The following is a 17,786-nucleotide window of genomic DNA, read 5'->3' as shown; positions in this document are numbered from 1 at the left end:
GGGTCAGGCTCCTTTCGCGTTCAGCGTGATGGCATAGAGGGATGTGGTGGCGCAGATGAACAGCCGGTTGCGCTTGGGGCCGCCGAAGCACACGTTGGCCACGCGCTCGGGCACCAGTATCTTGCCCAGCAATGTGCCGTCGGCGGCGTAGGCGTGCACGCCGTCACCCGCGCTGGTCCAGATGCGGCCTTCGGTGTCGAGCCGGAAGCCGTCGAACAGGCCGTTGGTGCATTCGGCGAACACCTCGCCGCCGCTGAGCGTGCGGCCGTCCGCGCCCACCTTGAAGCGGCGCAGGTGCCGCGGCCCGTCCACCGCATGGCTCGCGCCGGTGTCGGCGATGTACAGCAGCGACTCGTCGGGCGAGAACGCCAGCCCGTTGGGCTTCACGAAGTCGTCGGTCATGCGCTGCACTTCGCCGCTGGCGGGGTCGGCGCGGTAGACGTGGCAGGCGCCGATCTCGCTGTCGGCCTTCATGCCTTCGTAGTCCGACAGGATGCCGTAGCTCGGGTCGGTGAACCACACGCCGCCGTCCGAATGCACCACCACGTCGTTCGGCGAATTGAGCCGCTTGCCCTGCCAGTGCGAGGCCAGCACGGTGATGCTGCCGTCGTGCTCGGTGCGCGTCACGCGCCGCGTCAGGTGCTCGCAGCTCACGAGCCGGCCCTGGCGGTCGACCGTGTGGCCGTTGGTGTTGTCGGCGGGTTCGCGGAACACGCCCACGGTGCCGTTCACTTCGTCGTAGCGCAGCATGCGGTTGTTCGGAATGTCCGACCACACCAGCGTGCGGTGCGCGCCGAACCACGCGGGGCCTTCGCACCAGCGCGCGCCGGTCCACAGGCGCTCCAGGCGCTCGGGGCCGGGAATGCAGGCCTTGAAGCGCGGGTCCAGGTGTTCGAAGCCGGCGCCGTCCAGCACGCCGTAGGGATGAGTGGCCATGGTGTCTTCCTTCTTTGCTTGAATGGGATGTGCGGCGGCTTCAGCGCCCGGGCCGCGAACTCGCCAGCACGATGACGGCGATGATGATCAGGCCGGTCAGCAGCATGCGCAGCCCCGGCCCGGCGCCGACGGCGTTGAGCAGCGCCACCAGCAGGAACATGAACATGGCCGCGCCCCAGATGCCCGGCACGCTCGGCCGGCCGCCCGCCACGGCGGTGCCGCCGATGACGACCACCGCGATGGTCATCAGCAGGTACTCCTGCCCCTGGTCGAGCGAGTTGCCGCCCGAAAAGCCCGCGATCAGCGCGCCCGTGAGGCCCGCGAGCGCGGCGCAGATCACGTAGGCCAGCAGCCGCGTGCGCTCCACGCGCAGCCCCGCGAGCTGGGCCGCGCGCCGGTTCTGGCCCACCGCGGCAATCGAGCGGCCGAGCGCCGTGCGCTCCAGCATCAGCGTCACCAGCAGCGTGACCGCAATGGCCAGGAGCGCCACCAGCGGCACGCCCAGGATGCGCTGCGCCATCAGGTCCGAGAACAGCGCCGGCGGCTTCACCTTGAGCCCGCGCCCGAAGTTGATGGCCACCGACATCACGATCAGCGAGGCCGCGAGCGTGGCGATAATCGGCGGAATGCGCAGCAGCCGGATCAGCCCGAAGTTGAACAGGCCCACGCCTGCGCCCACCGCCGTGGCCACCAGCAGGCCCGGCAGCAGCATGGCGTTGTTGCCGTCCATCACCACCATCGCGGCCGCGCCCGACAGCGCGATGGTCGACGGAATCGACAGGTCGGCGTTGCCCGGCCCGACGCTGATCACCAGCATCTGCCCCAGCGACACCAGCACCGTGAACGCCGAGAACGCGAGCGCCGCGGCCAGCAGCTCGCCCGAGCCCTGGCCGTGCCCGGTCCACACCGTGGCGGCCCAGGCCAGCACCGCGGCCACGCACGAGCCCAGCCACGGGCGGTTGCGCACGAGGCGCTTCCAGCGCGGCGCGGTTGCCACGGTTGCGGGCACGGGCGCGGCCATGCTGTTGTCGCGGCGCTCATCGCTTGCCTCCCAGCAGGTCGATGGCCGCGCGCAGGCCGAGCACGGCCACCAGGATCAGCCCCTGCATGCCCACCTGCCAGTCCGGTGCGATGTTGAGAAAGGTGAGGAACGAGGCCGCCAGCGTCACCGTGAGCGCACCGATCACCGCGCCCACCGGCGACACCTTGCCGCCCGCGAACTCGGCCCCGCCCAGAATGGCCGCCGCAATGGCCACCAGCGTGTAGCGCGAGGCGATGTTGGCGTCGGCCGACGTGGCCTGCCCCACCAGCATCAGCCCCGAGCACACGCCGAAGACGCCGGCAATCGCGTACACGCCGGCGCGCACGCGCACCATGTTCCAGCCCGCGCGCGCAATCGCGCCGGGGTTGCCGCCGAGCCCGCGCACCAGCGTGCCGAACGCGCTGCGCGTGATCAGCAGGTGCCCGCCGATGGCCGCGACGATCGCCATCCAGATCGGCATCGGCATGAGCGGCGTGCGCCAGCTCATGGCGCCGCGCAGCCAGTCGGGCGCCGTGCCGCCCGGCGTGGGCAGCAGCAGCACCGCGCAGCCCAGCCACACGAACGACAGCCCCAGCGTGACCACGATCGACGGCAACTGCCGCGCCTCGATCACCGCGCCCGCCAGCGCGTACACCGCCACGGCGGCGGCCAGCGCCGCCACCGCGAGCAGCGGCTGCGTGGGCATCAGCGTCGCGCCGATGCAGGCCACCAGCGACACGAACGGGCCGATCGACAAATCGAGGTCGCTCACCGCCAGCACCATCATCTGCGCGAGCGTCGCGAACATCACCGGAATGGCCAGGTTCAGCAGCAGGTTGATGCCGAAGTAGGACATCGCGCGCGGCTGCTTCAGGAACACCGCCGCCAGCAGCAGCGCCAGCGCCACCGCCGGCAGCAGCGCATGCAGCATCGCCACGCGTCGCGCCGAGTTGACCGGCGCACCGCGTGCGCCGCGTGCGCCAGTCGAGGTCATTGCCATGCCGCTCATGCCGCTACCTCCTCGAAAGAGAGGGCGACCACGCGCTCCTCGCTGATGTCGTCGCCGGCCAGTTCGCCGACCACGCGCCCGTTGCTGAACACGTAGACGCGGTCGCAGTGGTGCAGTTCATCGAACTCGGTCGTGTACCAGACGAAGGTGCGGCCGTTGCGCGCCTCTTCGCGGATCAGCGCGTACACGTCGCGCTTGGTGCCCACGTCGACGCCGCGCATCGGGTCGTCCATCAGGATCACCGGCGCGACGCGCCGAGCGCGCGCGCGAACAGCACCTTCTGCTGGTTGCCGCCCGAGAGCGAGCCGATGGGCAGCGCCATGTCGGGCGTGACCAGCCCCAGGCGCTGGCGCCACTGGTCGGCCTGCTGCTGCTCGCGCTTCAGGTCGATCAGCGGGCCGCGCGAACGCAGCTCGGCGAGCCAGCCCACCGTCATGTTGCGGGCGATCGACCAGAGGTTGAACACGCCGTCGGTCTGCCGGTCGCCCGCGACGAAGGCGGTCGCGCCCTCGACGCGCATCGCGTCGGTGGCCCTGCGCTGCGAGGCCTCCTGCAGCGCGAGCAGCATCGCGGTCTGGCCGTGTCCGGCCAGGCCGGCAAGGCCGATCACTTCGCCGCGCGTCGCGTGCATCGGCAGGCCGCGCTGCGGTGACGCTTGCACCTGCACGACGGTCCGCGCGGCGCCGCTCGCATCGCGCGGCCTTGCGGTTGCCGCGGCGGCCGGTGCTTCTTCGTCTTTCTCCAGGGCTTGCCCCATCGTCGCCACGAGGCGGTCGCGGTCGGTCTCCGCGGTCGGCGTGGTCTGCACCACCTGCCCGTCGCGCATCACCACCAGCCGGTCGGTCACCGCGAAAATTTCACGCAGCTTGTGCGTGATCAGCACGCAGGTCTTGCCCTCGGCCACGAAGCTGCGGATGTACGCCAGCAACTGCGAGGCCGCCTGCCCGTCGAGCGACGAAGTGGGCTCGTCGAGGATCATCAGCTCCAGCGGCTGCGAGCCCGGCGTGAACGCCCGCGCGACCTCGACGATCTGCCGCTTGCCGATGGGCAGCTCGCCCGCCACGTCGTCGGGCCGCAACCCGTGCCCCGGAAAGATGCGGTCGAGCGAGGCCATCAGCTGTGCGCCCGCGCGCTTGCGCCACGACCATTCGGCCGACTGCGGCTGCGCGATGCGCAGGTTCTCCGCGAGCGTGAGGTTGTCGCACAGCGACAGTTCCTGGAACACGCAGCGCAACCCCCAGCGCCGCGCTTCGCGCAGGCTCCAGGCCGGCGCGTCCGGCAGCCGGTTGGCAAAGCGCAGCGCGCCCCGGTCGGGCGCCAGCGCGCCGCACAGCACGTTGACCAGCGTCGACTTGCCCGCGCCGTTGTGCCCCACCAGCCCCACGCACTCGCCGCGCCGCAGTTGCAGGTCGACCCCGCGCAGCGCCTGCACGGCCCCGAAGGACCGTGCGGTGCCGCGTGCCTCGACGAGGACCTCGCCCATCACTTCGCCTTGGCCAGGAAATCGACGACGTCCTTCTGCGAATACTCCACGTTCACCACGCCGCCCACTTCGGTGTTCTTCACCGCCGCGTCGAGCGTGTCCTGCGTCACGACGCTGATCGGCAGCTTCAGGTCTTTCGGCACCTTGGCGCCCGAGAGAATCTGCTGCGCCACCCAGAACGCGAAGGTCGACGCACCCGGCGCGATGCTGGCCGACATCGTCTGGTACTTGTTGGCGTCGCGCTGTTCCTTCCACCACGCGAGCTCGTCCTGGCGGTTGCCCATGAAGATCACCGGCGTCGGCCGGCCCGCCGCCTTGAAGGCCTGCGCCACGCCATAGCCGTCGCCGCCCTGCGTGGCCACCGCCGTCACCGGCGGCAGCGTCGAGAGAATCGCCGACACCTCCTTCTGCGCCACCGTCTGCGTCCAGTTGCCGTGCACCGAGCCGACGATCTTGTATTCGGGCCGCTTGGCCACCGCGCCGGTGATGCCCTGGTGGATCTCGTCGTCCACGAACACCCCCGCGATGCCGCGCACCTCGAGCAGGTTGCCCTTCAGGCCCCGGCTTGCGAAGTAGTCGATCTGCATCTGCCCCAGCTGCTTGAAGTCCACCGCGATGCGGTAGGCGCAAGGCTCCGTCACCACCCCGTCGAACGACACCACCACGATGCCCGCGTCGCAGGCCTGCTTGATCGCGCCGTTCAGCGCCGTGGGCGAAGCCGAGTTGATGACGATGGCGTCGAAGCCCTGCAGGATCATGTTCTGGATCTGCGCGGCCTGCTCGGTGGCCTGGTTCTCCGACGTGGTGAAGCTCGGGGCTTGCCCGACCACGCCCTTTGCCACCGCGTCCTTCGTCACCTTGTCCCAGCTCTTGAGCATGGCCTGTCGCCACGAGTTGCCCGCGAAGTTGTTCGACAGCGCGATCTTCTTGGCCTTGGTGTCGGCCGCGTTTGCGGCGGGAACGTGGGCGACGGCGGCGGCGCCCAGTGCGAGGGCCGCGGCCAGCGCGGAGGATGAGAGGCGGATCTTCTTCATGGTTCTTGACCTTCTTCGTTGACCGTCGCCGCTGTCCCGGCGCCGGATGTCTCCTTGCAGGGGCCCGTGTGCGATGCCGCGCGGGTCAGCGCGCGGCGTCCGGGCGTGGGAAATGGGTTGCGCCGCGGGCTACATCACCGCGCCGACCTGCCAGGGAACGAACTCGTTCTGGCCGTAGCGTGCTGCTCGCTCTTGGAGTGCGCGCCCGAGGCGGTGGCCAGCACCAGCTCGAAAATGCGCTGGCCCATCTCCTGGATGGAGGCGGTGCCGTCGACGATCTCGCCGCAGTTGATGTCCATGTCTTCTTCCTGCCGCTGCCACAGCGCCGAGTTGGTCGCGAGCTTGAGCGAAGGCGAGGGCGCGCAGCCGTAGGCCGAGCCGCGCCCCGTGGTGAAGCAGATCAGGTTGGCGCCGCCGGCCACCTGGCCCGTGGCGCTCACCGGGTCGTAGCCCGGCGTGTCCATGTAGACGAAGCCGTGCGCGCTCACGGGCTCCGCGTATTCGTACACCGCCTCCAGGTTGCTGGTGCCGCCCTTGGCGACCGCGCCCAGCGACTTCTCCAGGATGGTGGTGAGCCCGCCCGCCTTGTTGCCCGGCGAGGGGTTGTTGTTCATCTCGCCCTCGTTGATCTCGGTGTAGTGCTCCCACCACTTGATGCGGTCCACCAGCTTCTGGCCGACCTCGCGCTTCACCGCGCGGCGCGTGAGCAGGTGCTCGGCGCCGTACACCTCGGGCGTCTCGCTGAGGATGGCCGTGCCACCGTGCGCCACCAGCAGGTCGACCGCCGCGCCCAGCGCCGGGTTGGCGCTGATGCCCGAGTAGCCGTCGGAGCCGCCGCACTGCAGCCCGATGGTGATGTGCGCCGCGCTGCACGGCTCGCGCTTCACCGCGTTGGCGCGCGGCAGCATTTCGTTGATGAGCGCCACGCCCTTCTCGACCGTCTTGCGCGTGCCGCCCGTGTCCTGGATGTTGAAGGTGCGGAAGTTCTCGCCCTCGGCCAGGTGGCCGGTCGTGAGCCAGGCGTTGATCTGGTTGGCCTCGCAGCCCAGGCCCACCACCAGCACCGCCGCGAAGTTGGCGTGCGTGGCGTAGCCCGTGAGCGTGCGCTCCAGGATCTGCATGCCCATGCCCTCGGTGTCCATGCCGCAGCCCGTGCCGTGCGTGAGCGCGACGATGCCGTCGACGTTCGGGAACGCGGCCAGCGCCTGCGGGTTGGTCTTGCGCGAGAAGTGGTCGGCGATGGCGCGCGCGGCCGTGGCCGAGCAGTTCACGCTGGTCAGCACGCCGATGTAGTTGCGCGTGGCCACGCGGCCGTCCTTGCGCTTGATGCCCATGAAGGTGGCCTCGCGTTTGGCGGGCGCGGGCTTCACGTCGGCGCCGAAGGCGTAGTCGCGCTCGAAGTCGCCCTTGTCGGGGCCCATGTCGAGGTTCTGCGTGTGCACGTGCTCGCCGGCCGCAATGGGGCGGCTCGCGAAACCGATGATCTGGTTGTAGCGGCGCACCGGTTCGCCGGGCGCGATGTCGCGCATCGCGATCTTGTGGCCCGGCGGAATGAGGCCGCGCACGGCCACGTTTTCGACGGTGGCGCCGCCGAGCAATTGGGAGCGCGCGATGACGACGTCGTCGGCGGGATGGAGTCTGATGTAAGGGGTCATGGTGGGGGTCTGCTGGCGTTTGCTTGCTTGTTCGGTCGCGTGTTTTCAGGTGGCCTTCGCGCGGCGCCAGCTCGCGCTGAATCTCTGGTGGAACTTGTCCATGTGCTGGTGCATGGCGTCGCGCGCCGCGGCGGGGTCGCGCGCGGCGACCGCGTCGAGAATGGCCTCGTGCTCGCCGATGGCGGCCTGCCACGAGTCCATGGTCTCGAAGTAATCGATCATCCGGGCGAAGATCGGCCCGTGCCGCGACTCCCAGAAGCCCTGCACCGTTTCGGTCAGCACCACGTTGCCGCAGGCGTTGACGATGGCCAGGTGAAAGGCGCGGTCGCCTTCGTGCGGCACTTCGTTGCGCGCGGCCATCTCGCGCATCGTCTGGATCGCGCGGCGCATGGCGTCCACGTCCTTGCGCTTGCCGTGCTGCGCGGCGGTGGCGGCGGTCTCGCCCTCGACCATGCGGCGCGCGCGGATGATTTCGAGCGGGCCCCATTCGGTGCCCGCCGTGGGCACGCTCGTGCGGTGCGAGCGGTCGAGCACGTACACGCCCGAGCCGGTGCGGATTTCGACCCAGCCCTCCACCTCCAGCGCAATCAGCGCCTCGCGCACCGAGGGGCGGCTCACGCCCAGTTGCTTGGCGAGGTCGCGTTCGGCGGGAATGCGCGCGCCGACATCGAACTCGCCCTTGGAAATCAGCCCACGGAGCTGGTCGGCAATCTGGCGGTAAAGGCGCTGGGGTTCGAGGGTCTGGAGCGGCACGGGATCGGGGAAGGGGTTAAGGGTTGTCCTGAATTGGCCAAGTGGTAAGGCCAATTCAGAATACGATATACCGCCCGGGCCACCATCGGGCTTAACCCCGAGACAGAGCCGAGGAGCCTCCGATGAGATTGAAGGGAAAGACCGCGCTGGTCACCGCCGCGGGCCAGGGCATCGGCCACGCGAGCGTGCTCGCCATGGCCGCCGAGGGCGCGCGGGTCTGGGCCACCGACGTCAACGAGGCGCTGCTGGCGCGCTACGCCGGCGTGCCCAACGTCACCGCGCTCAAGCTCGACGTGCTCGACAAGGCCGCCATCGGCGCGGTGGTGGGCCAGTTGCCCGCGCTCGACATTCTTTTCAACTGCGCGGGCGTGGTGCACAACGGCACCATCGAGCAGGCCACCGACGATGAGCTGCTGTCCGCCTTCAGCCTCAACGTGCGCGCCCAGATGTGGACCATCCAGGCCGTGCTGCCCGGCATGCTCGCGGCCGGGCGCGGCAGCATCATCAACATGGCGAGCGTGTGCTCGAGCATGAAGGGGCTGCCCAACCGCTTCGTGTACGGCACCACCAAGGCGGCCGTGCTGGGCCTCACCAAGAGCGTGGCGGCCGACTACGTGGCCCGCGGCATCCGCTGCAATGCGGTGTGCCCCGGCACGGTCGACACGCCCTCGCTGGGCGATCGCATCAACGCCAATGCCGACCCCGATGCGGCGCGCAAGGCCTTCATCGCGCGCCAGCCCATGGGCCGGCTCGCGCAGGCCGAGGAAATCGCGCCGGTGGTGGTGTTCCTGGCCAGCGACGAATCGGTGTTCGCCACCGGGCAGGCCTTCACCGTCGACGGCGGCATCACCATATGAACCAGCTCGACTTCGCGGGGCGCCACGCGGTGGTCACCGGCGGGGCCACGGGCCTGGGCCTGGGTATCGCGCAGCGGCTGGTGGCCTCGGGCGGCAGCGTCACGCTGTGGGACCGCGACGAGGAAGCCGCACTCAAGGCCGCCGCATCGCTGGGCGACAAGGCCTTCGCGCTGAAGGTCGACGTGTCGCAGCAGTCGTCGGTGGCCAAGGCCGTGGCGGCCACGCTGGCGCGGGCGCCGCGCATCGACGCGCTGGTCAACAGCGCCGGCATCACCGGCCCCAACGTCAAGCTGTGGGACTACCCGGTGGACGACTGGCGCCAGGTGATGGAGGTCAACGTCAACGGCGTGTTCCTGTGCTGCCGCGAGGTGGTCGCGCAAATGCGCAAGCAGGGCGCGCAGGGGTTCGGCCGCATCGTCAACATCGCCTCGGTGGCGGGCAAGGACGGCAACCCCAACGCCAGCGCCTACAGCGCGAGCAAGGCGGCCGTCATCGGCCTGACCAAGTCGCTGGGCAAGGAGCTGGCCGACACCGGCATCCGCGTGAACTGCGTGACGCCCGCGGCGGTGCAGACGGCCATCTTCGAGCAGATGACGCCCGAGCACATCGCCTTCATGCGCTCGAAGATTCCCATGGGCCGCTTCGGCACGGTGCAAGAGGTGGCCGCGATGGTCGCCTGGCTCTGCACCGAAGATTGTTCTTTTTCCACCGGCGCGGTGTTCGACCTCTCCGGTGGCCGCTCCACGTATTAATCAACCCATTCAATGCACTGAAAGGAAAGCATGAAACTCGTCCGCTATGGCAACCCCGGCAAGGAAAAACCCGGCCTCATCGATGACAACGGCCAACTGCGCGACCTGAGCGCGGTGGTCGGCGACATCGGCCCCGAGCAACTGGGCGACGCCGCCATTGCCAAGCTGCGCAAGCAGAAGGTCGACAAGCTGCCGCTGGTCAAGGGCAAGCCGCGCTTCGGCAGCCCCGTGGCCAATGTCGGCAAGTTCATCGCCATCGGCCTGAACTACGCGGACCACGCGGCCGAGTCCGGCCTGCCGGTGCCCAAGGAGCCCGTGGTGTTCACCAAGGCCAACAGCTGCGTCCAGGGCCCGAACGACCCCGTGATGCTGCCCAAGGGCTCGGTCAAGACCGACTGGGAAGTCGAGCTGGGCGTGGTCATCGGCACGCGCGCACGCTACGTGTCGCAAAAGAGCGCGCTGGACTACGTGGCCGGCTACTGCACCATCAACGACATCAGCGAGCGCGAATACCAGATCGAGCGCGGCGGCACCTGGGACAAGGGCAAGGGCTGCGACACCTTCGGCCCCCTGGGCCCCTGGCTCGTGACGCGCGACGAAGTGCCAAACCCGCAGAAGCTCGCGATGTGGCTCGACCTGAACGGCCAGCGCGTGCAGACCGGCAGCACCAAGACCATGATCTTCAGCGTGGCCAAGATCGTGAGCTACGTGAGCCAGTTCATGACGCTGATGCCCGGCGACGTCATCACCACCGGCACGCCGCCCGGCGTGGGCATGGGCATGAAGCCGCCGCTGTTCCTCAAGAAGGGCGACGTGATGACGCTGGGCATCGAAGGCCTGGGCGAACAACGCCAGGAAGTGATTCCGTTCAAGCTCTGACGCTGGACGCTGTCTGACGGCGCGGCGCACCCGGCGGTGCGCCGCGCCCCTCCCGAAGAATTTCAATAACAGCGTGGTGGGGACAAACAATGAGACAGTTCATGAAGGCGCTCCTGCTGGGCGCCGGGTTGCTGCTGGGCGTGGGGGCGCAGGCCGCGCCGGTCACGCTCAAGTGGGCGCACGGCTACGAAACCAGCGAGCCGTTCCATACGCAGGCCGAGGCGATGGCGCAGAAGATCAAGGCGGCCACGGCGGGTCGCGTCGAGATCCAGGTCTATGCGGCGAGCGCGCTGGGCGCTGAAGCCGAGTACAGCAAGAAGCTCGCGTCGGGCGACATCGACATCGCCTACATCGGCATCAACGTGCTCTCGCGCGACTACGCGCCGCTGGGCGTGGTGGGCTTTCCGTTCCTGTTCTCCGATCCCGACCACGTGCGGCGTTTCCTCGTGAGCCCGGTGTTCGACGAACTGCGCAAGGGCTACGAGGCGCAAAGCCGCAACCACCTGATGGCGGCCATCTACTATGGCGCGCGGCACGTCACGTCGAACAAGCCGATCAATTCCCCTCGAGACATGCAGGGCCTGAAGCTGCGCGTGCCCGATGCGCCCAGCTACAAGCTCTTTGCCAGGAGCATGGGCGCCGTCGCCACGCCGATGCCCTTCGCCAAGGTGTACGACGCGCTCAAGAGCGGCGAGATCGATGCGCAGGAGAACCCGCTGCCGACCATCCTCGCGAAGAAGTTCTACGAGGTGCAAAAGAGCGTCACGCTCACCGGCCACATGTACGACATGCTCGGCATCGTGATCTCGCCCACCGCGCTGCAGCGCATGAACGAAGGCGACCGGGTGATCGTGAACGACATCATCCGCAAGGACGCCGTGTGGGCCAGCGTGCAGATCATCGCGCGCGAGCTCGTGGCCGAGGGCAAGCTCGGCGAAACCGGCATCAAGGTCATCCGCCCCGACCGGCAGGCCTTCATGGAAGCGGCGGCCAAGGCCGTGTCGCCCGCCGACCTGCAGGCGCGGCCCGGCGATTACGAGAAGATCCGCGAACTGCTGAAGCCCGGCATGCACTGAGCGGCGGCGGGGCAAGCGGGCGCTTGTCTGCGATCATGCGGCCGATGAAGACGCCCCCGGACCATCGCAGCCAGGTCTTCGGATCGCCATGGGACGGCGTTCACGGCACCTGGATCGACAGCGCCCGCCATTACGGCCGGCACTGGCATGCCACCTACGGCCTGGGCCTGCTGGAGCACGGCGCGCAAAGTTCGGCCAGCGGGCGCGGCACGGTCGACGCCTATGCCGGCGACCTGATCGCCACCAACCCCGGCGAAGTGCACGACGGGCGGCCGCTCGGCGGCCCGTCGCGGCGCTGGCGCATGGTGTACCTGGAGCCGGCCGTGATCGCCGGCATGCAGGGCGACGCAACGGGCATGGGCGTGGGCATGGCCGCCGACGTGGAACTGGTGCGCCCCGTCATCCGCGACGCGCGGCTGGGCGACACGCTGCGGCGGCTGTTCGCGCGGCTCGACGGCTGGCGCACCGCGCCGGGCGCCCGCGGTGTCGAGGCACTGGCCTGCGAAGAGTCGCTCGCCGAGGTCTGCGGCCTGCTGCTCGACGCCCATTCGACCGCACTGCCGGTTCGCGAGATCGGCGGCGACATGCGCTTGCTGCGCGAGCGCCTCGCCGACGACCTGCACGCAGCGCCTTCGCTCGACGAGCTCGCGGCCATGGCGGGCCTGAGCAAATACCAGGCGCTGCGCCGCTTCGAAAAAGCCTACGGCGTGCCGCCGCACGCATGGCTGCTGCTGCAGCGCGCCGAACGCGCACGCGCGCTCATCCGCCGCGGCGCGAGCCTTGCCGATGCGGCCGCCGCCAGCGGCTTCGCCGACCAGAGCCACATGACGCGCATCTTCGGGCGCCAGTTCGGTTTCACGCCCGGCGCATGGCAGCGCGGCGTGGGTGGCGGGTTTTAAATGTCCCATTGACAGAACATTGAAACTGCAAAAACATCAAAGGCATGTCGCAAATGCCTTTGCCGAAATACCACCAGATCTATCTGGTCCTGCGTGAGCAACTGCACGAAGGGCGTTTCGCGGAAGGGCTGCCCGGCGAACTCGCGCTGATGGCGCAGTTCAACGTGGCGCGCGTCACGGTACGGCGCGCGCTCGAGCAGCTGGCCTCCGAAGGCCTGATCGCGCGCAACCCCGGGCGCCGCACGCGCGCGCTGCCGCCCCCTTCGGCCGTCGACGGGCCCGCCGGCAAGAGCATGGAGCGTGCCAATCTGCGCGGCCTGCTGGAGAACCTCGTCACCATGGGCCTGCACACCTCGGTCAAGGTGATCGAGGTCGCGACCATCACCGCTTCCACGCAAGTGGCCGAGGCGCTGGCGCTCACGCTCGGCGACCCGGTGCAGAAGGCGGTGCGCGTGCGCTCCACCAAGGAAGGCCCGCTCTCGCACATCACCACCTACGTGCCCGACACCATCGCGCGGCGCTTCGGCCGGCGCGAGCTGTCGAAGAAGCCCATCCTGGTGCTGCTGGAGGAGTCGGGCGTGAAGGTGGGGCGCGCGCACCAGACCATCTCCGCGCGGCTGGCCGACAACGTGCTCGCGCAGCACCTGGACGTGTCGGTCGGCTCGGCCCTGCTGGCGGTGCGCCGCCTGATCTACGACGAGGACGAGCGGCCCGTGCAGTGGCTGCACGGCTTCTACCGGCCCGACCGCTACACCTACGAAATGCAGCTCTCCCGCGTGGGCAGCATCGACGCCAAGGTGTGGGTCAGCAAAGACGTGTCAGCCCAGTTCAACTGAAGAGAAAAAAGGAAAGTCCCATGCAGAACCGCCGCAGTTTCGTCTCGCAGTCCGCCGCCCTGGCCACCGCCGTGGCCTTCCCGCTCGTGGCCGGCGCGCAGCCCAAGGCCGTCAAGGTCGGCGTGCTGCATCCGGTCACGGGGGCCCTGGCCTATTCGGGCCAGCAGTGCCGCCTGGGGGCGCTGATGGCCATCGAGGACATCAACGCCGCGGGCGGCATCAAGTCGCTGGGCGGCGCGAAGCTCGAGGCCCTGCTGGGCGACGCGCAGTCGCAGCCGCAGGCCGGCGCGGCGGAGGTCGAGAAGATGAACGAGGCCGGCGTCTCGGCCATCGTGGGCGCGTTCGCCTCGGCCATCTGCCTGGCCACCACGCAGGCCGCGGCCAAGTACAACCTGCCGCACGTGGTCGACGTGGGCGTGGCCGACCAGATCGTCGAGCGCGGGCTGAAGAACACCTTCCGCTTCGGCCCCGGCTACAAGAAGTCGACCGAAGTGGCCATGGCCAACCTGCTGGTGCTCAACAAGGCCGCGGGCAGCCCGGCCAAGACGGTGATGATCATCCACGAGGAGTCGCTGTTCGGCGCCGGCACCGCGCAACTGCTCTCGCGCGAGCTGCCCGGCTACGGCTTCGAGGTGAAGGAAGTGGTGAAGCACGCCAACCCCACGCGCGACTTCAACAACATCGTGCTGCGCATGAAGTCGGTCAACCCCGACATCGTGATTCCCGCCAACTACTACAACGAGTACGCGCTGCTGGTTCGCACCATGCAGCAGCAGAAGGTGGTGCCCAAGGCCATCTTCTCGGTGCTGGGCGGCGCGGCGTCGAGCTACAAGTTCGTCAAGGAGTTTCCCGAGGCTGCCAACGGCATCATCGATTGCAACCACTGGTTCAATCCGAAGGACAAGCGCTCGCAGGAGCTGCGCAAGCGCGTGGAGGCCAAGGGCCAGTTCTTCAGCTACGAGGTCTTCATGACCTACACCTCGATGTGGCTGCTGGCCGACGCCATCGAGCGCGCCAGGTCGACGGAGCGCGCCGCCATCATCGACGCGCTGGAGAAGAGCACCTTCTCGAACCACATCATGCCGTACGGCCCCACGCGCTTCGTCAACGGGCAGAACGAAGGCGCGCAGCCGCTGATGACGCAGGTGGTCAAGAACGACATCAAGGTCATCATCCCGCGCGACTACCGCGAAGTGGACCCGGTCTTCCCGCTCAAGGCCTGAGCTCGAGGCACCAGCGCGCCACATGCCGGACATCAACATCCTCTTTCCGTCGGTCCTCAACGGCCTGACGACGGGCGCCGTGTACGCCCTGATCGCCGTGGGGCTGACGCTGATCTACGGCGTGCTGCACATCATCAACTTCGCGCACGGCGCCAGCCTGATGCTGGCGCTGTATGCCGTGTACTTCCTCAAGGAGCGCTGGGGCATCGACCCCTACATGGCGCTGCCCATTGCCGTCGTGGGCATGTTCGCGCTCGGCTACGTGCTGCAGCGCGTCGTCATCAACCGGGCGGGCCACGGCAAGGACGAGAACATCCTGCTCGCCACGCTGGGCATCGCCATCGTCATGGAGAACCTCGCGCTGCTGTTCTTCAAGTCGGACACGCGCAGCATCGACACCGCCTACTCGCTGAGCACCGTGGCCATCGGCCCGGCCATGATCGCCGTGCCCAAGCTCGTGGCCTTCGCGGGCGCGCTGGTGGTGTCGGGCATCCTGTTCTGGATCATGGGGCGCACCGACCTGGGCCGCGCCATCCGCGCCGTCGCCAAGGAGAAGGAGGGCGCCAAGCTCATGGGCATCGACGTGGACCACGTCTACGCCATGAGCTTCGGCATCGGCCTGGCCTGCCTGGGCGCGGCCGCCTGCTTCCTGCTGCCCGCGTACTACGTCAATCCGCAGGTGGGCAGCGGCTTCGTGCTGGTGGCCTTCACCATCGTCGTGCTCGGCGGCATGGGCAGCTTCGTGGGCGCGCTCATCGGCGGCTTCCTGGTGGGGGTGGTCGAGTCGCTGGGCGGGCTGTACCTGGGCGAGTCGCTCGGGCAGATCGGCATCTTCGCGATCTTCATCGGCGTCGTGCTGTTCCGCCCGCAGGGCATGTTCGGAGCCAAGGCATGAGCGCAGGTATGAACCAGGGATACAGGCAACTCGCGGGCATCGCGCTCTTCGCGGTGGTCATCGGCTGCGTGCCCTTCATGACCCGGTCGGGCGTGATGCTCAACTTCGTGATGATGGCGCTCTACGCCACGCTCATCGCGCAGGCCTGGAACATCCTCGGCGGCTTCGGCGGGCAGTTCTCGTTCGGGCACGCGCTGTTCTTCGGCACGGGGGCCTACATCCAGGCCATCGCGCAATTGCAGGGCGGCATCAACCCCTGGGCGGCGCTGCCGCTGGCGGTGGCGGGCAGCGCGCTGGTGGGGCTGTTCGTCGGCGGGCTCACGTTCCGCTACGGACTCAAGGGCTCGTACTTCGCGCTCGTCACGCTGGCCTTCGCCGAGGTGTTCCGCATCGTCGCGACGTCGGTGTCGTTCACCGGCGGCGGCGTCGGGCTGATGGTGCCGCTGCGCGAATCGGCGGCCAACATGCAGTTCGCCTCGCGCGCCGGCTACCTGTGGGTGGTGCTGGCGATGGTGGTCGTCGCGCTGCTCGTGACCTGGTGGCTGCGCAACGGCCGCTTCGGCGCCTACCTGCAGGCCGTGCGCGACAACGAGGACGCCGCGCGCGCCGTGGGCGTGAACCCGTTTCGCGTCAAGCTCGCGGCCATCGGCCTGTCGGCCGCCTTCATGGGCGCGGCGGGTGCGTTCTACGTGCAGGTGTTCCAGTACATCGACGCCGGCATCGCCTACGGCTCGGTCACATCGGTCGAGGCGCTGGTCGCGGCCATCGTGGGCGGCATGGGCACGCTGTGGGGGCCGGTGCTCGGGGCCGCCGTGCTGCACCTGTTGTCGGACCTCACGCGCAATCTGTTCGGCGAGCTGCCGGGCATCAACATGGTCATCTACGGCACGGTGCTGGTGCTGATCGTCATCTTCCTGCCGCGCGGCGTCGCGGGGCTGGGGCTGTCGGTGCGGCAGCTGTGGAACGCCCGGGGAGGCAGGCATGACTGAGCCGCTGCTGAAGCTGGACGGCATCTCGCGCTCGTTCGGCGGCCTCAAGGCCGTGCAGAACGTGAGCCTTGCGGTACACGAGGGAAGCCTCACCGCGCTGATCGGCCCGAACGGCGCGGGCAAGACCACGCTGTTCGCGCTCATGTCGGGCTTCCTGAAGCCCGACACGGGCACCGTGCGCTTCGCCGGACAGGACATCACCGGCCGCGAGCCGCACCGCAACGCGGTGCTCGGCATGACGCGCACCTTCCAGATCGTGAAGCCCTTCGCCGCGCAGACCGTGCGCGAGAACATCGCCGTGGGCGCGCACCTGCATGTGCGCAACCGCGCCGAGGCACTGGCCAGCGCCGAGGCCGTCGCGCTGCGCGTGGGCCTGGCGCCGCAGCTCGACAAGCCCGCGTCCGACCTCACCGTGGCCGGACGCAAGCGGCTCGAACTCGCCCGTGCGCTGGCCACGCGGCCCCGCCTGCTGCTGCTCGACGAAGTGCTCGCGGGCCTCAACCCCCAGGAGATCGCCGAGATGATGCCGGTGGTGCGCGGCATTGCCGACAGCGGCGTGACCGTGCTGATGATCGAACACGTGATGCAGGCCGTGATGAACCTGGCCGGCCATGTGTGGGTGCTGGCGCAGGGCCAGCTGATCGCCGAGGGCAGCCCGGCGCAGGTCACCTCGGACGACCGCGTCGTCGAGGCCTACCTGGGCCACGGCACGGCGGCGCGCTTGCGCAAGGCGGCGGCAGCGGCCGCGGCGGCGCAGGGAGCGGCCGCATGACCGCGCTGCTGGACATTCATGGCCTGCGCGGCGGCTACGGCCGCGTCGAGGTGCTGCGCGGCGTCGACCTGCAGGTGAACGCCGGCGAAATGGTCGCGCTGCTCGGCAGCAACGGCGCGGGCAAGTCGACCCTCAACAAGATGGTCTGCGGCCTCACGCCGGCCTGGAGCGGCAGCGTGCGCTTCGACGGCAAGGACCTCACCGGCGCGCACTACCGCGACGTGGTCAAGGCCGGGCTCATCCAGGTGCCCGAGGGGCGCAAGGTGTTCCCCAACCTCAGCGTGCTCGAGAACCTGGAGCTCGGCTCGTTCACCCGCGCCCGCGAACGGCGCGCGGCCAACGTCGAGAAGATGTTCCACATCTTCCCGCGCCTGCGCGAGCGCATGGCGCAGCACGCCGGCACCATGAGCGGCGGCGAGCAGCAGATGCTGGCCATCGCGCGCGGGCTCATGGCCGAGCCGGTGCTGCTGATCCTGGACGAGCCGTCGCTCGGCCTGTCGCCGCTGCTGGTGGAAGAAATGTTCACGCTGATCCGCGAGCTGCGCGACGGCGGCCTGGCGGTGCTGCTGGTCGAGCAGAACGTGGGCCAGTCGCTCGAAATCGCCGACCGCGCCTACGTGCTGGAGAACGGCAGCGTGCGGTTCTCCGGCAAGCCCGACGCGCTGCTGGGCAGCGACGAACTGCGGCGCGCGTACCTGGGGCTGTGACCCCGCAAGA

At 69.1% G+C, this 17,786-nt stretch carries 18 protein-coding genes and 1 pseudogene; 11 read left to right on the top strand and 8 right to left on the bottom strand.

Annotated features, from left to right (window positions below; translation table 11 throughout):
• Positions 1-3: 3 nt before the first annotated feature.
• The 8 genes and pseudogenes from BMG07_RS03015 to BMG07_RS02985 form a co-directional block, all read right to left on the bottom strand.
• On the bottom strand, positions 4-936 hold the full coding sequence (locus tag BMG07_RS03015) for an SMP-30/gluconolactonase/LRE family protein (protein WP_198083237.1): 933 nt from the start codon (positions 934-936) through the stop codon (positions 4-6).
• A 40-nt stretch (positions 937-976) separates the two neighbouring features.
• Entirely contained in the window at positions 977-1,957 is a 981-nt protein-coding gene (locus tag BMG07_RS03010) for an ABC transporter permease (protein WP_198083235.1), read from the bottom strand.
• Positions 1,958-1,973: 16 nt separating this feature from the next.
• Positions 1,974-2,888, bottom strand: coding sequence for an ABC transporter permease (locus tag BMG07_RS03005; protein ID WP_198083365.1), 915 nt, complete (start codon positions 2,886-2,888; stop codon positions 1,974-1,976).
• Positions 2,889-2,962: 74 nt separating this feature from the next.
• A complete protein-coding gene (locus BMG07_RS43930; protein WP_307866847.1) occupies positions 2,963-3,199 on the bottom strand; it encodes a hypothetical protein in 237 nt (78 codons plus the stop codon).
• A gap of 5 nt (positions 3,200-3,204) precedes the next feature.
• Positions 3,205-4,449, bottom strand: coding sequence for an ATP-binding cassette domain-containing protein (locus BMG07_RS03000; protein WP_307866846.1), 1,245 nt, complete (start codon positions 4,447-4,449; stop codon positions 3,205-3,207).
• Positions 4,449-5,483: an ABC transporter substrate-binding protein gene (locus tag BMG07_RS02995; RefSeq protein WP_198083233.1), complete on the bottom strand. Its 1,035-nt coding sequence runs from the start codon at positions 5,481-5,483 to the stop codon at positions 4,449-4,451. Before BMG07_RS02995 ends, BMG07_RS03000 begins: the two co-directional genes overlap by 1 nt.
• Positions 5,484-5,612: 129 nt before the next feature.
• Positions 5,613-7,138, bottom strand: a pseudogene (locus tag BMG07_RS02990) (UxaA family hydrolase).
• A 45-nt stretch (positions 7,139-7,183) separates the two neighbouring features.
• Complete coding sequence (locus tag BMG07_RS02985; protein WP_198083231.1) at positions 7,184-7,891, bottom strand: FadR/GntR family transcriptional regulator; 708 nt, start codon at positions 7,889-7,891, stop codon at positions 7,184-7,186.
• Between the two features lie 122 nt (positions 7,892-8,013).
• Between BMG07_RS02985 and BMG07_RS02980 the strand changes: the two genes are divergently transcribed.
• The 11 genes from BMG07_RS02980 (at position 8,014) to BMG07_RS02930 (ending at position 17,776) form a co-directional block, all read left to right on the top strand.
• Entirely contained in the window at positions 8,014-8,748 is a 735-nt protein-coding gene (locus BMG07_RS02980) for an SDR family oxidoreductase (RefSeq protein WP_198083229.1), read from the top strand.
• Entirely contained in the window at positions 8,745-9,500 is a 756-nt protein-coding gene (locus BMG07_RS02975; protein WP_198083227.1) for an SDR family NAD(P)-dependent oxidoreductase, read from the top strand. Before BMG07_RS02980 ends, BMG07_RS02975 begins: the two co-directional genes overlap by 4 nt.
• Positions 9,501-9,530: 30 nt before the next feature.
• Positions 9,531-10,379, top strand: coding sequence for a fumarylacetoacetate hydrolase family protein (locus BMG07_RS02970; RefSeq protein ID WP_198083225.1), 849 nt, complete (start codon positions 9,531-9,533; stop codon positions 10,377-10,379).
• Positions 10,380-10,480: 101 nt separating this feature from the next.
• Positions 10,481-11,455: a sialic acid TRAP transporter substrate-binding protein SiaP gene (locus tag BMG07_RS02965; RefSeq protein ID WP_198083223.1), complete on the top strand. Its 975-nt coding sequence runs from the start codon at positions 10,481-10,483 to the stop codon at positions 11,453-11,455.
• Between the two features lie 44 nt (positions 11,456-11,499).
• Positions 11,500-12,354, top strand: coding sequence for an AraC family transcriptional regulator (locus tag BMG07_RS02960; protein WP_198083221.1), 855 nt, complete (start codon positions 11,500-11,502; stop codon positions 12,352-12,354).
• 53 nt (positions 12,355-12,407) lie between these two features.
• Positions 12,408-13,190, top strand: a complete 783-nt coding sequence (locus tag BMG07_RS02955) for a GntR family transcriptional regulator (RefSeq protein WP_198083219.1) — start codon at positions 12,408-12,410, stop codon at positions 13,188-13,190.
• 20 nt (positions 13,191-13,210) lie between these two features.
• Positions 13,211-14,413 (top strand): ABC transporter substrate-binding protein, encoded by a 1,203-nt coding sequence (locus BMG07_RS02950; RefSeq protein ID WP_198083217.1) that lies wholly within the window; start codon positions 13,211-13,213, stop codon positions 14,411-14,413.
• 22 nt (positions 14,414-14,435) lie between these two features.
• Positions 14,436-15,308: a branched-chain amino acid ABC transporter permease gene (locus BMG07_RS02945; protein ID WP_198083215.1), complete on the top strand. Its 873-nt coding sequence runs from the start codon at positions 14,436-14,438 to the stop codon at positions 15,306-15,308.
• A gap of 8 nt (positions 15,309-15,316) precedes the next feature.
• Positions 15,317-16,297, top strand: coding sequence for a branched-chain amino acid ABC transporter permease (locus BMG07_RS02940; protein WP_198083364.1), 981 nt, complete (start codon positions 15,317-15,319; stop codon positions 16,295-16,297).
• Positions 16,290-17,069, top strand: a complete 780-nt coding sequence (locus BMG07_RS02935; protein ID WP_198083213.1) for an ABC transporter ATP-binding protein — start codon at positions 16,290-16,292, stop codon at positions 17,067-17,069. Before BMG07_RS02940 ends, BMG07_RS02935 begins: the two co-directional genes overlap by 8 nt.
• Positions 17,066-17,776: an ABC transporter ATP-binding protein gene (locus BMG07_RS02930; RefSeq protein WP_198083211.1), complete on the top strand. Its 711-nt coding sequence runs from the start codon at positions 17,066-17,068 to the stop codon at positions 17,774-17,776. The genes BMG07_RS02935 and BMG07_RS02930 overlap by 4 nt, the downstream gene beginning before the upstream one ends.
• Positions 17,777-17,786 lie beyond the last annotated feature (10 nt).

Origin of the sequence: Variovorax sp. E3, from assembly GCF_016082275.1 — a bacterium.
GTDB lineage: Bacteria > Pseudomonadota > Gammaproteobacteria > Burkholderiales > Burkholderiaceae_C > Variovorax.
This window is presented reverse-complemented; position numbering and strand designations above follow the sequence as displayed.